The organism is Paenibacillus pseudetheri, assembly GCF_924513355.1.
GTDB classification, from domain to species: domain Bacteria; phylum Bacillota; class Bacilli; order Paenibacillales; family Paenibacillaceae; genus Paenibacillus_AQ; species Paenibacillus_AQ pseudetheri.
Window position 1 is genome coordinate 42,987 of record NZ_CAKMAB010000026.1, and the last position, 16,861, is coordinate 59,847.

The window sequence follows — 16,861 nt, forward strand, 5'->3', positions numbered from 1 at the left end:
CGGGGACTTTGATTCTGAAACAAAGGGGAGCAGGGAGTTTTGACAACGCTCGACAGATTGTTTCGGCATATTGTAGTAGGGGTAACTATGCAGTATACAAGGCGGATTAGCCACTATTTATGAGATTTGGAAGGGGTTATGAATATGATCATTGAACTTAGTGTAGCTCTCGTTGCTATCGCATTCGCAATACTTGTTTTCTTTCTAATTAAGACTTTGCAGTCAGCGAAGGAATCACTCGACAAGGTAAGCCAGACCTTGGTGGAAGTGCAGAAGACGATGGATGAACTGACTTATGAAGTGAAGACTACAGTCAGACATGCAAATGAAATTACCGCTGATGTACAGAATAAAATTCAGAAGATTGATCCTGTCATAGATTCTGTGAAGAATTTGGGAGAAGTTATGAATGAGTTGACCTTAACCGTTAAGCAAGTTTCAGTAACTGTGATTGAGAGATATCGTAAATCACATGAACTGAGGGAGAAACGTAAGGGGGTATCCATAAAAGAAGCTCCACTGACTCCAGCTGAGGAACGTACGGTAAACTCCTATGATGCTGTTAATAACGAGAAAGCACCGGGGAAAATAGCTGCTGTATTAAAAAGTGTAGATGTAGCTGCAACTCTTTGGAAAAAATTCCGTCATTAAAGTTAAGGCAGCAAGTCCTCTGTAAATGGCGGCTGCAGATAAGAAAGGTGGGATAACAACATGAACATTATCATTCTTTTGTTTAGTCTACTTTCCCCATACTTTGATGCGTCTCCACAGTTGACGCCTATCTCGACTTTTAGTGATCAGCCTAAGACAGTTCTTACATTTGAACATTCCTCAGAAACGAGCCCTTCTATAAATCGGTTTGATTCACTGCAAGGCGTTGCTTTATATGCTTCGAAGGAAGAATTGCTTCTGGCTAAGGGCAATCCGCTTGCGGTAACAAATGATCCATTGCAAGGGACAGAGGAGTACCAATACGCAGATGTGAAAGTGGGTGTTGGTGAGGGGTTTGTACTGTATGTGCATGTCTCACCTTCTCAAGCACAGCAGTTCGGTCTACAGGTAGATGGGGTGGGAATTGATCCCGTGAAGGATAATGTGCAATCGACCTTAGGTAAACCGTATTTTATTGCCGAAGATGGTGATGTATATATGAGAGGAAACAATGCGCTCAAAATATATCGAAATTTGGCAGGTGAATTTGAAGGTATTGATTTATTTGATAGTATCTCTTCTTAATATGTTTCACTTTTGATCATTTTGGTTAATAATCAGGAGCTGTATTTACCATAAAGTAACCTCCCGAACCACTACATGTAGTGGTTCGGGAGGTTACTTTGCTGAAGGCGTAAATGAACCTATTACTATATTTACACATATTAAAAATAGAAATAACACATTTAAATAGCGTATGATATAGGTAATGAGTCGCAGAATTTTACGTTCGTAATACTATTCGTGTGAGGTGAAGATGATGAGAATCTTAATCGTAGATGACAATCCGACTAATGTTATCATTATCCGTGAAATCCTGAAAAAAGAAGATTACCGAAATTTCGTAACCGCATCCTCTGCGAAAGAGATGCTTACACGGTTGGGTATCGGTTCTGTGAGTGGAGATGGACGTCCTCGGATGTCAGATATCGATCTGATTTTACTGGATATGATGATGCCGGAAATGGATGGAATCGAGGCATGTCGTGTTGTGCAGCAATACGAACACCTTAAGGATATTCCAATAATAATGGTTACAGCTGTTGGTGATTCCAAGAAGCTGGCAGAAGCACTGGATGCAGGTGCAGTAGATTATGTTACAAAACCTATTAATAAAGTGGAGCTGATGGCTCGAATTCGACTCGCACTTCGACTGAAGCGAGAGAAAGATTGGCATAAGGAACGAGATCAGCGGATTCAGGAGGAGTTGAGACTGGCAGCACTGGTTCAGAATGCTGTGTTGAGCCTGCCACTTCAGGATGAGAATTTTGAGGTCAATGCCATCTATCAGCCATCCTCTGAGCTCGCCGGTGACTTATATGCGTGGTACCCTCTTGGTGATGGCCGATACGGTGTGATCCTGCTGGATATTATGGGACACGGAATATCGTCATCTCTTTTTTGTATGTTTCTTGCTTCTGTACTAAAGGACACGGTAACTACGTATGTAGAGCCGGAAAAGGTAATACAGGAGCTCAATCGAAGGTTTAACCAGCTCTATATTGAGAAAAAGTTGATCCAATACTACTTTACGACCATTTATCTTGTGATAGATACCCGTATGAAACGTATTGACTATGTCAACGCCGGGCATCCACCTGCGCTATTTTTTGAAGGTGTGGCTAAGACTCCAGTCATGCTGGAAAGTAACTGTCACCCAGTAGGTCTGTTTGAACGGATTGATATTCAGCCACAGAGCTTAACCTATGAAGATGAAGGGCATCTAGTTCTTTATACAGATGGTCTATTGGAACTGGTTGAGGGCGAACAAGAAGAGCAGCTAAAATTTATGATTCAACATTTAAATGTTGAACATGAGTGGAACGAAGAAGCTATTCGAACTGCTTTTTTCAATGTTGAGGTTCCTAAAGAGCGTGATGATGATAAGTGTATTGTGTGGATCTCACTGAAGAAGGGAACAGATAGAGAATGAAGATAAAGGCTAAACTCTTAATTGGCTTCAGTGCCATGTTAGCAATTATGCTTGCACTTACGATGATAGGATACGACCGCTTAAATTATATGAATAACCAACTGGAAGGGTATCAGGATAGATATATGAAGGGGCGGTCTTCTTCGGGGATGCGTGGAGAAGTCAATGATATGGCGCGAATATTGACCACGACCATGTTAAGTGAAGATGCATCATCGGTAGAATCTCAAAAGAATGAGATTGATAAAAAGATTACTAAAGCGAATGAGCACTACGAGAAAATAAAGGCGTCGATGACTAGCGCTGAAGAAATGCAAATAGTTAGTCAAATAGATGGTACGTACACCACTTATTTAAATTATCAGGAAAAGGTATTGAAACTGATATCGGCTGGTTATTTTCAGAATGCTAGCACGTATTCCAACACAGAGGGACAAGCGATTCAGAATGCCGTGTTAAACGCTCTGAACATTCTCTCTGATTATAATGCTTTTATTATGAATGAAGAGAGTACGAAGGCCAACGAAGCTTATAAAAGTTCGACTCAGATGGTAGTTCTAATGATGATTATGGGCTTACTTCTCGGACTTGGAGTGGTTCTATGGATCATCCCAAGCATCACTCGGGGGCTTAATGTCGTTTCGATGATGATTACCAGCTTTGGCAACGGTAGAGTGAGGGCCATACAGCGTATAAAGGTTACTACTAAAGATGAAATTGGTGAGGTTGCTCTTGTCTTTAAGAAGATGGCTTTAGATCTTGAACAGAAGCAGCAAATGGAACAGGCCTATGCGCAAGCGCAGAATGACCAATCCTGGCTGAATGCGAATGTTGCTCGGGTGACGGAACTATTGCGAGGTGTTAGCTCCTTGGATCAGGTCTCACAGACCTTCATCAATGAGTTTACCCCTGTGCTGGGAGCACAGTTCGGAGCTGTATATTTAAAAGATGCCAATCGTCCTGATTTTTTACGAAGCAGTGGATATTATGCAGTAGATAATGATAAGAAACCTAAGGACGGGTTTGTGATTGGAGAAGGGCTTGTAGGACAAAGTGCGCTCGATATGCACCCGATAAGACTGGAGAAGGCTCCTGAAGACTATTCATCCGTTAAGTCCGGATTCGTGGATGAGCAACCTGGATATATTTCTATCCATCCGCTTATTTTTGAAGACGAACTGCTAGGCGTAGTAGAATTTGCTTCATTCCAGCCTTTTAGCAGTTTGAAAAATGATTTGCTGCAACAACTCGCTAATAATTTAAGCATTATTTTTAATAATATTAGCCGACGTTTGACCGTGGAGAAATTGTTGCGTGATTCACAAGCTCTTACGGAAGAGCTGCAGTGTCAGTCGGAGGAATTACAGACTCAGCAAGAGGAATTGCGTCGTTCCAATGAGAACTTGGAAGAGCAGACGGATGCACTTAAACGTTCGGAAGAATTGCTTCAGCGCCAGCAGGAAGAACTGGAGCATTATAATACGGAACTTATTTCCAAGACCCGCGCTTTAGAGGAACAAGTGCAGGAGGTTGAAGAGAAGAAAGGCGAAATTGAGCATGCAAAAATTCAATTAGAGAAACAGGCCAAGCAATTATCCGTTACTAGTAAATATAAATCAGAGTTCTTGGCGAATATGTCTCATGAATTGCGAACTCCACTCAACAGTCTCTTGATTCTATCTCAGCTACTAACGGAGAATAAGGATGGCAACTTGTCAGTGAAACAGGTTGAATTTGCACATACGATTTATATGTCAGGTGCAGACTTGCTTAAGATGATTGATGAGATTTTGGACTTGTCCAAGGTTGATGCTGGCAAAATGGAACTGAACCAAGAAGAAATTAAATTAACGGAGCTGAAGAACTTTGTGAAGCAGAATTTTGCTCCGCAAGCGGACAAAAAGGGACTTTCTTTAAAAATTACCTTTAACGAGCCACTGCCTGATAGTGTCATAGCCGATGGTCATCGGTTGAAGCAGGTGCTAAGAAATCTGCTTTCTAATGCCTTTAAATTTACGATGGAAGGATTTATTGAGTTCTCGGTTAGCCAAGCAGATGACAATCTTATTCCGCTAGATCTGCCAAGTGAAGTTGAATATATTGCTATTGCTGTGAAGGATAGCGGAATTGGTATTCCGGCAGACAAAACTGATATTGTGTTCGAAGCCTTCCAACAGGTGGATGGAACTACCAGCCGTAAATTTGGGGGGACAGGCTTAGGCTTGTCCATTAGCCGAGAGTTAGCACGTTTAATGGGTGGAGCTATTGTGCTGGAATCCCGTGAGGGCCAAGGTAGTACCTTTACTATGTATTTGCCGGTTAGAGGGAATTATATTAAGCAATCTGCAGTAATAGAAGCTGCTGCTTCTAGGGAAGATGTAACCTTCGAGGGATATATTGGAGATATACTTCCAACCCTTATACCAACGCAGGCCCATACACCTATCCCGCAAATAGTGATCGATGATGATCGGGATCAATTGACTGCAAATGATAAGGTTCTGCTTATTATTGAAGATGATGAGAGCTTCGCAAAAATACTGCTGGATATGGCTCATGACCGCAACTTCAAAGGACTGGTAGCCCTTCAAGGGGATACCGGACTGCAGATGGCGAAGACTTATTTACCTGATGCGATTATTCTTGATATTCAGCTGCCGGTTATGGATGGCTGGACCATCCTTAGAGAACTAAAGAGTGCATCACAGACTCGCCATATCCCTGTCCATGTCATCTCTGTAAATGATGAAGTGAAGCAGGGACTTATGATGGGTGCGATGGCTTATTTAAGAAAACCTTCTTCTAAAGAGGCTCTAGAGCGAGCTTTCTCGCAAATCGAGAACTACACCTCCAGTACTTTGAAGTACTTGCTGATAGTAGAGGATGATGAGATTCAACGTCGTTCTATCATGGAATTGATCGGTCACGACGATGTGGCTATAACCGCAGTTTCAACTGGCGGGGAGGCACTGAATGAGCTGCGGAAGCAGAGATATGATTGTATGGTTTTAGATTTGATGCTTGAGGATATGAACGGTTTTGAACTGCTGGATCAGATTCGTGATGATGAGGAATTAAATGACCTTCCTATTATTATTTATACAGGTAAGGATTTAGATAGCAAAGAAGAGATGCAGCTCCGCAAGTATGCTGAATCCATAATTATCAAGGATGTTCGTTCTCCGGAACGACTACTGGATGAGACGACGTTGTTCTTGCACCGGGTAGAAGCCAATCTTCCGGAAGATAAACGTAAAATTTTGCAGAAGCTTCATAATAAAGAAGAATTGTTCGAAGGGAAGAAAATACTGCTCGTCGATGATGATATTCGCAATGTCTTTGCGCTCTCCAGTGTACTGGAAGAGTATCACATGGAAGTGAAGTTTGCGGAGAATGGACGCGAAGCGCTGGAAATGCTGGTAGAGCAAGAAGATTTTGATCTTGTGCTAATGGATATGATGATGCCTGAAATGGACGGATATGAGGCTATGCGCCGGATCCGGGAGATGCCGCAGTATCAGAAACTACCTATTATTGCGCTGACCGCCAAAGCTATGAAAGAGGATCGTGCCAAATGCATTGAAGCTGGAGCCTCTGACTATATGAAGAAGCCAATCGCAACAGGTCAACTTCTATCTTTAATGCGAGTCTGGCTGTATTCGTAACCTTAATATTGGGGTAATACTTTAAAAGAACTAACAAAAAACCATTCTTCAAAAGTACGGCGTGTGGATAAGGGGACGGGATAACAATGAAAGCAATAGAACACGGATATGAGGAGCAACCCGTTCTGGCGGGAAGTGACGAACTGGAGCAGATTGAGATTGAGCTGCTTCTTGATGGGGTACACCGTTTATATGGCTATGATTTCCGGAATTATGCGTTGCCTTCATTAAAACGACGCATCTGGCATCATGTTCATGCGGAGAACGTACTCACCATATCCGCGCTGCAAGAGAAGGTTCTACATGATCGAGCTTGTTTTGAGCGATTAGTCTACAGTCTCTCTATTCCTGTTACTGAAATGTTCAGGGATCCGGGATTATTTTTAACTTTTCGCCAGAAGGTAGTTCCTTTGTTAAGAACTTATCCCTATATTCGTATCTGGCATGCCGGATGTTCCACTGGGGAAGAAGTTTATTCTATGGCCATCCTGCTTCATGAAGAAGGGCTTTATGATAAGGCTCGAATTTATGCCACAGATATGAATGAGCGTTCTCTACAGCAGGCTAAGGAAGGCGTTTATGATATTAGCAGAATGAAGCAATACACAAAGAATTATTTGGAGGCAGGAGGTACTCGGGCATTTTCCGAGTACTATACTGCGAAGTATAACTCAGTTATTTTACAACCTTATTTGCGCAAAAACATTATTTTTGCTGAGCATAATTTAGCTACTGACACTTCATTTAATGAATTTAATGTTATTCTCTGCCGAAATGTAATGATCTATTTCAATGATGAGCTTCGTGATCATGTTCACGGGTTGTTTCATGAAAGCCTAAGTCGCTTTGGAATCCTTGTTCTGGGTTCTAAGGAGTCCATTCATTTTACGAAATATAGCGATTGCTATGAATCTTTAGACAGAGTGGAGAAAATATACCGTAACATAAAATAACGCATGTGGGAGGGTGGTCCTATGGGGTTTCAAGAACCAATTCATATACTACTAGTAGACGACCGTCCTGAAAATTTGCTGGCGCTGGAGGCAGTGCTTGAGAGCCAGCATTACGAGCTAATTAAAGCTACCTCCGGTGAAGAAGCGTTGCGCTGTTTGTTAAGGTATGATTTTGCTGTCATTGTACTAGATGTACAGATGCCCGGTATGGATGGAATTGAAACTGCAAAATTGATCAAGGCCAGAGAGAAAACGAAGGAAATTCCGATTATTTTTATCTCTGCCAATAGCAAAGAAGTGGATCATTTATTCGCGGGCTATTCGGCAGGGGCTATTGATTATATGGTCAAGCCTTTCATTCCACAAATTTTGAACTCTAAGATACAAGGCTTTGTCGAAATGTACATCACGAGCAAGAAGCATCAGACTCAAACCATGCTGCTGCAGCAAAAGACGAAAGAACTGGAAATCATTAATAGTGAGCTTATCAAGGCAAAAGAAGAGGCGGAGATTGCCTCGAAAGCAAAGTCGGAATTTCTAGCCATGATGAGTCATGAAATTCGTACACCTATGAACGGCGTAGTTGGCATGATCGATCTATTAATGGAGACGGATCTTACTTCTGAGCAAAAGGAATATTCGGAGATCATTCGGAAAAGTGCGGACACGTTGATTACGGTAATTAACGACATTCTTGATTTTACTAAAATGGAATCCGGAAAAATGGAAGTTGAAGAGCACTTATTTGAACTTCGAAATTGTATTCAAGAGGTGTTTAGCCTCTTCTCGATAGAAGCGGGAAAGAAGAACCTGGAGCTTGCTTATTTTATTGATCAGAAGTTGCCTCGACTTTTATATGGGGACATGGCTCGTTTACGCCAAGTTTTAATTAATCTGATCGCTAACGCAGTTAAATTCACAAATCAAGGTGGGGTCTATCTAGTCGCCTCGATTAAGAGCGTAGCGGATCATAAAATGGAAGTTGAGTTCACAATTATGGATACGGGGATTGGCATTTCTCCGGAGAAATGTGACCGATTATTTGAGCCCTTCTCGCAGCTTGATTCTTCCATGACACGGAAATATGGGGGAACAGGTCTGGGACTAGCTATATGTAAATCTCTTGTCGGAATGATGGGCGGAGAAATTCGGGTAGAATCGATGGAGGAAAAAGGAGCCACTTTTATCTTTACGATTCAGGCATCTATGCCAGGAGAAGATTTGATAGGTGGATATCAAGAAGAGGAATCCACGCATCCTGTTCCCAATCAAGAGGGGAGAAGTAGAATCCTTGTTGTGGATGACCATCCGATTAATCAGCGTCTAATGGTCAGCATGCTGGATAAGCTGGGCTATGCGGCCGATATGGCTGAAGATGGTCAACAGGCTGTGGAGATGGCGATTAAACATCCTTATGATTTTATCTTTATGGACCTTCAAATGCCAGTGATGGATGGCTTGGAGGCGACCGCTCAAATTCGTCGAGAGGGCGGTCCTTCTGCCGAGAAGACCGTTATCATTGCAATGACGGCGAACGTCATGGAAGGGATTCAGAATCGCTGTAAGGCCTCTGGAATGGATGATTACATCAGCAAACCGCTGAAGATGAGTAGTATAAAACAAATTATTTCTCGATATTCTAGCAACGACAATGTATTAGTAGAACCTGATATATCTGTTTTCCAGGCGTAATCTAGTATTTACCAATCCGTTTTCTAACGTTATCTGATTCAAAGATATGTTATTAAGGTTATTAGTATAGAAAATATTTGTTCAGGAGAGATCGTCTAATGAATACGCATAAAAGTAACAAGTTCCATGCTAAGACAGAAACCAAAGGGAATGTATGCACAGTTTTCCTGATTGGTGAACTTGATCTATCAGTTGCTTCCGATTTCCGCCTGGTCATGGAGCCACTTGTGGGAGATACCAAACTAGATTTAGTTATTAATCTAAAAGAATTAAAATACATCGATAGCACAGGGATTGGTATTCTACTTTCGATCCTGAAATCAAGACAAGGAATGGACGTTAAGTTTATGGTTGAGGATGTTCCTCCACAAATTCAGAAGCTGTTTGACATGACTGGTATTTCCAAGTTTTTTGCCTCCCAAGAGAATTCCCACTAGGAAAGGATAGAACAAAGAATGAGTGATGATGTGCAAAAAGTAATTCTTCAGTTGCCTGCTAGCGCAGAGTATGTGGATATTGTTAGGTTGAATTTATACGGCATTGCCTCGAAAATGGGTTTCACCTATGAGGATATAGAAGACATGAAAGTGGCAGTGTCAGAGGCGTGTAACAATTCAGTATTATATGCTTATGGCCAAAAAGACGGAGTGGTAGATGTTATTTTTGAGGTAGAAGAAAGCTCCTTATCCATTACAGTCAAAGACGAAGGGGAGAGCTTTGACGGCTTGGACAAGTCTAATGAACGTATGACACTGCACGATAAGGAGTTAAGTGACGTTCAGATTGGCGGGTTAGGGTTCTACTTAATGCAAGCGTTGATGGATGACGTTAGTGTCGTAAGTGAAGCCGGAAAAGGGACGGTGGTAACTTTGAAGAAGCACCTTAATTTTAGCGAGGAGAAAGTATGAGTGACAAAGTGACTCCCCCCGAGTCCATGAATGAAGCAGTCACCCAAATTTGGGAGTATCAGCAGACCAAGGATAACGATCAGGCGACGTTGCTGATACAGAAATATGAGCCTATGGTGAAAATGGCTGCTGGGAAAATTTCCCGTAATCGCCCCGACTTGTATGAGGATTTATATCAGGTCGGGCAAATGGCGCTCATCCGGTTACTGCAGCAATATGATATCAGTCTCGGAATCCCTTTTGAGCCCTACGCCATGAAAAGCATGATTGGACATATGAAGAATTATTTACGTGATAAATCTTGGTACATACAGGTTCCTAGACGGATTAAAGAAAAAGGAGCGCTTGTTCAACACGCGATTGATGAACTTACAGTGAAGTTTGAGCGTTCTCCTGCGGTCGATGAGATCGCTCATTATCTTGATCTGTCTGTTGAAGAAACTGTAGAAGTACTGGCAGGCAGAGAATGTTACCATTACGTATCTCTAGATTCACCGCTTTCCCAAGAGGAGACTGGAGCTACGCTAGGGGAGCTTATCAGCTCTGATGCGAACGATTACGAGACTGTAGAGAAACGAATGGATCTGCAGCAAGCATTAGGACAATTGAAGGAGCAAGAGCAGCAAGTGTTGCTGCTAGCTTTCCAAGATGGTCAATCCCAGCGGGCAATCGCTCAGAAGCTGGGGGTTTCACAGATGAGTGTTTCACGGATACAGAAGCGGGCCACTGAGAAGTTAAAGCAGATTATGGCCAACTCATCCTATTGAGCTCCTTTATGTGTAATATACATTACCTGGATTTGAATTCTACTGTTCGACGATAAGGACATGCCTCTCTCCGTGCCTGGAGAATAGCATGTCCTTTATTTGTGTTCCACAAGGGGGGAGCAGTGATAGATGGGCGATAGATAGCCCAGTTGTTAGCTGTTCGCATCGATGTACTTTTTGATCTCGCCTAGGTACTCACCGATCACGGGAACATCAAGAAATAGGCTAAGAATGTAGCCCAGAACACCAAGGACTACGAACGTTCCGAGAGATAGTCCGAGACCTCGGGATATACCGGCCATCAAGTTTGTAATAATCCTTTTTTTTGGATCTGAGTAGTTATCAAGGATGTCCTTAAATTCTGATTTTTCTAATGAGTCAGCAATCTTATCCAGACGATTGTTTAAGCGTTTGACTTCATGCCGTAATTCGAAAGGATGTTCATCAATTTCATATGCTTTTGTTTGGCGATTTGATTCTCCCATGGAGCACCCTGCTTTCTGTAGCCCGAACGGGCATTCATTAAGGATCTATTCAATCAGATGAAACTTTATAGAGGGTATAACTAAACAACAGCCAGCTGCGGACAGCTGGCTGTTGTCGGATGGTATGATATCCTGTATTATACCGAAGATTAGTGACTGGATTTATAGGAGGATTTAACATCCTCTTTTGCATCTTTAGCTTCATCGGCGACTTCTTTAGAAGATGCTTTGGCTTCATCAGCCACTTCTTTAGAAGCGTCTTTAACATCAGAGGCTACATTATTTGAGGCTTCACTTACAGTGTCACCAATTTTGCTGCCTGCGTCTTGAAGGGTAGCGGCAATTTGCTGCTTGCTGTCACTGACAGTTGTGTAGATATCAGAAGCTTTGACTGAAACCGTACTAGCCAGATCGGTTGCTTTTTCACCTACCGTTGTGGCAATAGCTTTGGTCTTGTCAGTTACGACACCAGCAACTTCTTTGGTTTTGTCAGTAGCAAGCGTAAGTTTATCGGACAGATCACTGCGCATTTCACGACCAGGCTTTGGTGCAAATAACAGGGCTGCTGCAGCACCTATTAAGCTACCAATAAAGATGCCTTTGAAAAAGTTGCTTCCGTTTTCTACTTCATGCTCTACTTTATGTTCTACGTTACTCATCACCAATCACTCCTTATAAGTTATCTTACTTCGTATTTAAACTTTGGTGTATAGGCTGAAACAATTGATGAGCAAGGCGTAGATGGCGAGAGACTCTTGTTAGGGACTATTTATTAACAGCTTGGAATACCGCATAGCCGAATTCGGGCAGATTCAGATGTAGTAATGATGTGAATTTTTCTGTTCGCTTCTGCGTCTCTAGGTTTACCCATATAGCGTCCGTCCCGGGCACAGGAATGGTGGCGTCGACTAACACCTCTTCATTGTTGAGCACGATTAAGAAGCGGCTGTGTTCGTCCCACCGTTCATATACAAGCAGCCTTGGGTGGTCCGGGATCTCCAGCGATTTAAAGCCGCTACTACGGAATGCAGTATGCGACTTACGAAGACTGATCGTCCAGCGATAGTATTCGAACAGTTCCCTGTTCTGTTTCTGGATGTCCCACTCCATACATTTACGATTATCTGGGTCATATTTACCTTCCATACCGATTTCATCGCCATAGTAAATACAGGGTGCTCCCTGAAAGGTCATTTGGAACAAAACGGCCAGTTTTAATCTCCGGATGTCACCACCGCAAAGGGTCAGGAAACGAGTTGTGTCATGGCTGTCTAATAGATTAAAGGCGGCCTCTGTAATTTGCTGCGGGTAATTCGCTAGCATAGTAGCAATCGATAGCGAGAATTGTGCAGCATTGATTTGTCCGTGGGCGAAGAAATTAATCTGAATATTGGTTAGTGGATAATTCATAACGGCGTCAAATTGATCGCCAAGCAGCCACGGCAAGGAATCATGCATAATTTCGCCTACAAGATAGGCTTCTGGATTAATGCTTTTGATCGTATTACGGAATTGTCGCCAGAACGTATGTGAGACTTCATTCGCGACATCAAGCCGCCAACCGTCTACACCGATTTCCTCAATCCAATAACGACCAACGTTCAACAGATAATCTTTGACTTCAGGATTCTCAGTGTTGAATTTTGGCATGATAGGCTCGAATGCAAATGTGTCATAGGTGGGAATTCCGTCGATGACTTGTGGTGGCCACTCACGTACATGAAACCAATCGGCATAACGGGAAGAGCGCCCATTGGTGAGCAGATCAACAAATGGCGGAAAGGTATGGCCGCAATGATTAAAGACACCGTCTAGAATGACGCGGATACCTTTGGAATGACAGGCGTCCACAAGTTCTTTTAGCAATGCGTTGGTTCCTAAATGAGGGTCCACCAAGAAATAATCCTTTATATCATATTTATGATTGGTGGTTGCCTCAAACAGAGGATTGAAATAGATGGCGGTAATGCCCAATTCACAGAGATAATCCAAATGATCTAGTACACCTTGCAAGTCTCCTCCGAAGAAATTCCGGGGACTCGGCGTACCGCCCCAATCTAGCACATCTGCCGGATCGTTAGTAGGATCGCCATTTGCGAAACGCTCCGGGAAAATTTGATAAAATACTGCATCCTTCACCCATGCTGGAGGGGAGTGTACATCTTCACGGTTCAAGAAAGGAAAGTCGAATAGGCCCTCATATATTATGGCTGGAGGCTCTGAGAAGAAGCCTTTTTCCAAATAATAAAGGACCTCATCTTTGTTATAAAGTGCAAAATAGTAAGTGAGTCTGCGATAAACAGGACGGACCGCAGCCTGCCAATAATCGAATAAGCTGTCAGAAGCCATGTGCTGCATGGGAATAACCTCATGGGTTTTGTCCCAACCGTATTTATCTCCGCAAAAAAGATCAATCTGTGACACGTTATCCCGTTTAGTTCTTATGCGAATATGCAGTGTAGACTCATCGTAGGCGTAGGACCAATTCTGCCCCATGCGATGATAAACGGCTTCTTGTTGAATCATAATCAATTTCCATCCCTTCGCGGCTTGTAAACGCAAAAAAGGGCTAACCTCATGATAATCAGAGGTTGAACCCTTGGCGGTTTCATTGCCTTTAAATTTTGTCTGAATCTTATCATACCCTTCAAGATTAAAGCAAGAGATTATTTCACATGAATTCACAATATGGAATATTTAGTATGTAGTTGAAAAAAGGAGAAAATATAAGGGGAAACAAGAAAAGTGCTATTAAATCGCCCCATTTGGGTCTATATTCTGATTGCAATCCAAATTATGGGTATTATAGAATGAGGGCGAACGAACCTGACTTTTCTTAATACGCAAACAAATTAAAGGCACTGTTACAAAAAAGGTACAACCTCGGCACTTTGTGCAAATGAGGTTGTACCTTTTTTGTATGCTCTTTTTCTATGCGTGTTAGGTCTGATCACTTATGAATAAAGGGGAGATGAGCCATTGGGCACTTGTGCTTGTATACAGCAGTGGCGCGATTATCACCAATGTGCTTGTGGCTAAAGGTTTTTTTGATACTATTCCTAAAAGTCTGGAAGATGCTGCGCGGATGGACGGGGCGAGCCATATGAAAGTTTTTCTCTCTATAATGATCCCACTGTCCAAACCGATGCTTACCTATGCCAGTCTTATGATATTTAATGGCTGCTTTGTGGATTTCATATTCGCGGACCTTGTATTGCGTACGGAAGAGACGAGAACGCTCGCTGTCGGGCTCTTCCGGATGGTGAATCAAAGCAATTCGACCGAATTCACATTGTTCGCCGCCGGAGCTGTGCTGGTCGCTCTTCCGGTCACGCTGCTGTTCATTTTCCTTCAGCGTTTCCTGGTGGATGGTCTGACCGCGGGTGCAAGTAAGGGTTATTTCGATTTGCGCTCCCACTCTACAGCAGTACTGAATTCCATAAAAACCACTTCCTTTTCAGAAGAGCAAGAATCTGAGGTGGAAGTGGTTTTTTAATTTGAAAGCTGGTTTCTAAAATCTTCTTGGTGTGGAGAGGATTGAAGAATGATGAAAATAGGAGTAGAATTCCTCATGGAACTAACACTTAAGGGAGTTTGTGATGTACAAAAAATCCCCGGAGCACGGGGTTATTTTCTAGCATTTATTAAATGTAGAATCCTAATAAATCCTTGTGAGTTATAGAGCAGCAAAGAGAAAAGAGGAGAGTTACCATGGAAACAGTATTAGTACGAGAATATCGGTCAGATTTGCTGGAATGTGTCCATAGCGGACATATTGCTATCGTAGGAGAACACGGGAACGTAACGGGCTATGCAGGTGATCCTGAGTTTGTATCCTTTACCCGTTCTGCGGCCAAGCCACTTCAGGCTATCCCAGGCATTCGTGGAGGAATTGTGGAGCATTATGGTTTTACACCCGCTGAGGTTGCCCTAATGACTGCTTCTCACCGAGGAGAGAGCTACCATGTTGCAGCGCTAGAGAGTATTTCCTCCAAGATTGGGATCGATGAGCAACAAATGATATGTGCCACTAGCTATCCACTGGATTATACGAGTAGAGAGAATGCCATTCGCGGCGCGGGCAAAAGAAAGTTCTATCATAACTGTGCGGGCAAGCACATGGGGATCTTATCGTATAATAAGCTTAAAGGACTACCACTTGAAGAATACTCTCAGCCGGAGCAAACGGTTCAGCGTGAGATTATAGATACGATTGCTTATATGGCTGGTGTAGCACCAGACAGTATTGGCCTAGGTACGGACGGATGCGGTCTGCCGGTATTTGCCATGCCTTTGACAGCCTTGGCGACTGCATATTTGAAATTAGCTAATCCTGATTTAATTGCTGACGAGGCTACTCGCAAAGCGGTCACTACGATCACTGCGGCCATGAATGCTCATCCGGAGATGGTTTCTGGGTCTGGACGACTCGATTCAATCCTTTTGGAAGATGAAAATATTATTGCTAAGGGTGGATTTAAGGGCGTATATTGCTTCGGGTTGCGCCGCGAGCGACTGGGCATCGCCTTCAAGATTCTGGATGGATCAGAAGAAGAGTGGGGACTTATTGTACAGGGGATTTTAAATCAGATTGGATACAGTCAGAAGAATACTTTGGAAAAGCTGCGTAATACATTTTCAGGTGTGATCTACAATGATGGTGGTACACGGGTAGGTCATGCAGATACAGAATTTCAGCTTCATTTCATGAAATAGGAACTTAAAAAAGCCGCTCACTGCGCATCCATTTCGGATACGCAGCGAGCGGCTCTTTTTGTAAACGAAGAACAATTATTTCTGACGTAGACGGCCGAGTTCGGAGACGAGCGCTTCCACCTGAGAAATACTGAGTCTATCGCTGCCCATGGCTACCTCATAGACATCGAAGATATCTTCATATTTATCTACTGAAAAAGCGGAGGCTTGCATCGCAGCAGCACTTGCCATCTTCAGCTTGTTCTTGATGGCCTCGATCATATATTCAACATTTTCCTGACTAGGTTGTGTTAAATCCATAGGGTTATTAACATCCTCTCTGTACACTGATTCATGTATTTTACCATGATTGTGAGCTTGATCACCATTTTTTTGTCGGGCCTACAGAAATCATGTTAAATTAAAGGCATGAAATCAAAAATATCATCGAAGGGAGGAAAGGTATTGGCAATTAGAGAACAGGGAAGCGGAAAACGAAGCAAAATGGACGATGTAGGATTGGTGTTCTTTTTTATGGAAATTGCAGCGCTGCATTCAGCAAAGAAAGTTACGTTTCTGTGTATCGGAACGGATCGATCTACAGGTGATGCTCTCGGTCCATTAACAGGCAGCAAACTTCTGGAATATGGCTTTCCGCACGTAATCGGTACGTTGCCATCTCCTTGCGATGCAGATAATTTGGTGGCCAGAGTCGCTGAGATTCCATCTGAGCATATCATTATTGCTGTGGATGCTTGCCTAGGACCTCCAATAGCTCTTGGATATTACTTCGTTTCGAATGAGCCGCTTCAGCCAGCACAATCGGTGGGGGTATGCCTTCCCGCAGTGGGGCATTATAGCTTGGCGGCGATCGTAGATATCAACGGTCCCAAGCCCTATCGGACGCTGCAGACGACTCCACTACATAGAGTTATGGTTATGGCTGAACAAATTGCCGCCGCAGCAGCAAAAGGGTTTGGAATTGGGCGTTAAGAATAGGATGCCGGTTTCAAGGAGAGCTGTTTTGCTTAATAATAGATATTAGTTAATAT

15 protein-coding genes and 1 pseudogene are annotated in these 16,861 nt (G+C 42.9%); 12 read left to right on the forward strand and 4 right to left on the reverse strand.

Annotated features, from left to right (window positions below; all coding sequences use genetic code 11):
• Nucleotides 1-144 precede the first annotated feature (144 nt).
• The 9 genes from L1028_RS20455 (at nt 145) to L1028_RS20495 (ending at nt 10,629) form a co-directional block, all read left to right on the forward strand.
• Nucleotides 145-651 (forward strand): DUF948 domain-containing protein, encoded by a 507-nt coding sequence (locus tag L1028_RS20455; RefSeq protein ID WP_234538904.1) that lies wholly within the window; start codon nt 145-147, stop codon nt 649-651.
• Between the two features lie 60 nt (nt 652-711).
• Nucleotides 712-1,236, forward strand: coding sequence for a hypothetical protein (locus L1028_RS20460; RefSeq protein WP_234538906.1), 525 nt, complete (start codon nt 712-714; stop codon nt 1,234-1,236).
• A gap of 235 nt (nt 1,237-1,471) precedes the next feature.
• Nucleotides 1,472-2,644, forward strand: a complete 1,173-nt coding sequence (locus tag L1028_RS20465) for a SpoIIE family protein phosphatase (RefSeq protein ID WP_234539047.1) — start codon at nt 1,472-1,474, stop codon at nt 2,642-2,644.
• Nucleotides 2,641-6,309: a response regulator gene (locus tag L1028_RS20470; protein ID WP_234538908.1), complete on the forward strand. Its 3,669-nt coding sequence runs from the start codon at nt 2,641-2,643 to the stop codon at nt 6,307-6,309. Before L1028_RS20465 ends, L1028_RS20470 begins: the two co-directional genes overlap by 4 nt.
• An 86-nt stretch (nt 6,310-6,395) precedes the next feature.
• Nucleotides 6,396-7,262, forward strand: a complete 867-nt coding sequence (locus L1028_RS20475) for a CheR family methyltransferase (protein WP_234538920.1) — start codon at nt 6,396-6,398, stop codon at nt 7,260-7,262.
• 21 nt (nt 7,263-7,283) lie between these two features.
• Complete coding sequence (locus L1028_RS20480; protein WP_234538922.1) at nt 7,284-8,954, forward strand: response regulator; 1,671 nt, start codon at nt 7,284-7,286, stop codon at nt 8,952-8,954.
• A 98-nt stretch (nt 8,955-9,052) separates the two neighbouring features.
• Nucleotides 9,053-9,391 (forward strand): STAS domain-containing protein, encoded by a 339-nt coding sequence (locus tag L1028_RS20485; RefSeq protein ID WP_234538924.1) that lies wholly within the window; start codon nt 9,053-9,055, stop codon nt 9,389-9,391.
• A gap of 18 nt (nt 9,392-9,409) precedes the next feature.
• Nucleotides 9,410-9,862, forward strand: a complete 453-nt coding sequence (gene rsbW, locus L1028_RS20490; protein ID WP_234538926.1) for an anti-sigma B factor RsbW — start codon at nt 9,410-9,412, stop codon at nt 9,860-9,862.
• On the forward strand, nt 9,859-10,629 hold the full coding sequence (locus tag L1028_RS20495; protein ID WP_234538928.1) for a sigma-70 family RNA polymerase sigma factor: 771 nt from the start codon (nt 9,859-9,861) through the stop codon (nt 10,627-10,629). Before rsbW ends, L1028_RS20495 begins: the two co-directional genes overlap by 4 nt.
• 152 nt (nt 10,630-10,781) lie before the next feature.
• Here the strand turns inward: L1028_RS20495 and L1028_RS20500 are convergent, their stop codons facing one another.
• From L1028_RS20500 to L1028_RS20510, 3 genes are all read right to left on the reverse strand, one after another.
• A complete protein-coding gene (locus tag L1028_RS20500) occupies nt 10,782-11,114 on the reverse strand; it encodes a DUF5665 domain-containing protein (protein WP_234538930.1) in 333 nt (110 codons plus the stop codon).
• A 149-nt stretch (nt 11,115-11,263) separates the two neighbouring features.
• Nucleotides 11,264-11,773 carry a YtxH domain-containing protein gene (locus tag L1028_RS20505; RefSeq protein WP_234538932.1) on the reverse strand — a complete coding sequence of 170 codons (510 nt, stop codon included), beginning with the start codon at nt 11,771-11,773 and terminating at the stop codon, nt 11,264-11,266.
• Nucleotides 11,774-11,879: 106 nt separating this feature from the next.
• The gene (locus L1028_RS20510) at nt 11,880-13,640 is read right to left on the reverse strand and encodes a glycoside hydrolase family 13 protein (protein WP_234538934.1); all 1,761 of its coding nucleotides are present in this window, start codon (nt 13,638-13,640) and stop codon (nt 11,880-11,882) included.
• A gap of 448 nt (nt 13,641-14,088) precedes the next feature.
• Here L1028_RS20510 and L1028_RS20515 point away from each other — a divergent pair.
• Together L1028_RS20515 and L1028_RS20520 are read left to right on the forward strand one after the other, a co-directional pair.
• A pseudogene (locus L1028_RS20515) lies at nt 14,089-14,511 on the forward strand (ABC transporter permease subunit); the annotation flags it as partial.
• Between the two features lie 314 nt (nt 14,512-14,825).
• Nucleotides 14,826-15,830, forward strand: coding sequence for an asparaginase (locus L1028_RS20520; RefSeq protein WP_234538936.1), 1,005 nt, complete (start codon nt 14,826-14,828; stop codon nt 15,828-15,830).
• A 75-nt stretch (nt 15,831-15,905) separates the two neighbouring features.
• On the opposite strand, the gene L1028_RS20525 is transcribed toward L1028_RS20520, so the two are convergent.
• Nucleotides 15,906-16,130 carry a DUF1128 domain-containing protein gene (locus L1028_RS20525; protein WP_042191840.1) on the reverse strand — a complete coding sequence of 75 codons (225 nt, stop codon included), beginning with the start codon at nt 16,128-16,130 and terminating at the stop codon, nt 15,906-15,908.
• 144 nt (nt 16,131-16,274) lie between these two features.
• On the opposite strand from L1028_RS20525, the gene yyaC reads away from it, so the two are divergent.
• The gene (gene yyaC, locus L1028_RS20530) at nt 16,275-16,802 is read left to right on the forward strand and encodes a spore protease YyaC (protein ID WP_234538945.1); all 528 of its coding nucleotides are present in this window, start codon (nt 16,275-16,277) and stop codon (nt 16,800-16,802) included.
• The last annotated feature ends 59 nt before the right edge of the window (nt 16,803-16,861 follow it).

What these genes read in the sequence shown, in the direction of transcription:
- L1028_RS20465 (WP_234539047.1), top strand. Translation starts at nt 1,472, where the DNA reads ATGAGAATCTTAATCGTAGATGACAATCCGACTAATGTTATCATTATC.
- L1028_RS20500 (WP_234538930.1), bottom strand. Translation starts at nt 11,114, where the DNA reads ATGGGAGAATCAAATCGCCAAACAAAAGCATATGAAATTGATGAACAT.
- L1028_RS20460 (WP_234538906.1), top strand. Translation starts at nt 712, where the DNA reads ATGAACATTATCATTCTTTTGTTTAGTCTACTTTCCCCATACTTTGAT.
- L1028_RS20505 (WP_234538932.1), bottom strand. Translation starts at nt 11,773, where the DNA reads ATGAGTAACGTAGAACATAAAGTAGAGCATGAAGTAGAAAACGGAAGC.
- L1028_RS20510 (WP_234538934.1), bottom strand. Translation starts at nt 13,640, where the DNA reads ATGATTCAACAAGAAGCCGTTTATCATCGCATGGGGCAGAATTGGTCC.
- L1028_RS20475 (WP_234538920.1), top strand. Translation starts at nt 6,396, where the DNA reads ATGAAAGCAATAGAACACGGATATGAGGAGCAACCCGTTCTGGCGGGA.
- L1028_RS20520 (WP_234538936.1), top strand. Translation starts at nt 14,826, where the DNA reads ATGGAAACAGTATTAGTACGAGAATATCGGTCAGATTTGCTGGAATGT.
- L1028_RS20485 (WP_234538924.1), top strand. Translation starts at nt 9,053, where the DNA reads ATGAATACGCATAAAAGTAACAAGTTCCATGCTAAGACAGAAACCAAA.
- rsbW (WP_234538926.1), top strand. Translation starts at nt 9,410, where the DNA reads ATGAGTGATGATGTGCAAAAAGTAATTCTTCAGTTGCCTGCTAGCGCA.
- L1028_RS20470 (WP_234538908.1), top strand. Translation starts at nt 2,641, where the DNA reads ATGAAGATAAAGGCTAAACTCTTAATTGGCTTCAGTGCCATGTTAGCA.
- L1028_RS20480 (WP_234538922.1), top strand. Translation starts at nt 7,284, where the DNA reads ATGGGGTTTCAAGAACCAATTCATATACTACTAGTAGACGACCGTCCT.
- L1028_RS20495 (WP_234538928.1), top strand. Translation starts at nt 9,859, where the DNA reads ATGAGTGACAAAGTGACTCCCCCCGAGTCCATGAATGAAGCAGTCACC.
- L1028_RS20455 (WP_234538904.1), top strand. Translation starts at nt 145, where the DNA reads ATGATCATTGAACTTAGTGTAGCTCTCGTTGCTATCGCATTCGCAATA.
- L1028_RS20525 (WP_042191840.1), bottom strand. Translation starts at nt 16,130, where the DNA reads ATGGATTTAACACAACCTAGTCAGGAAAATGTTGAATATATGATCGAG.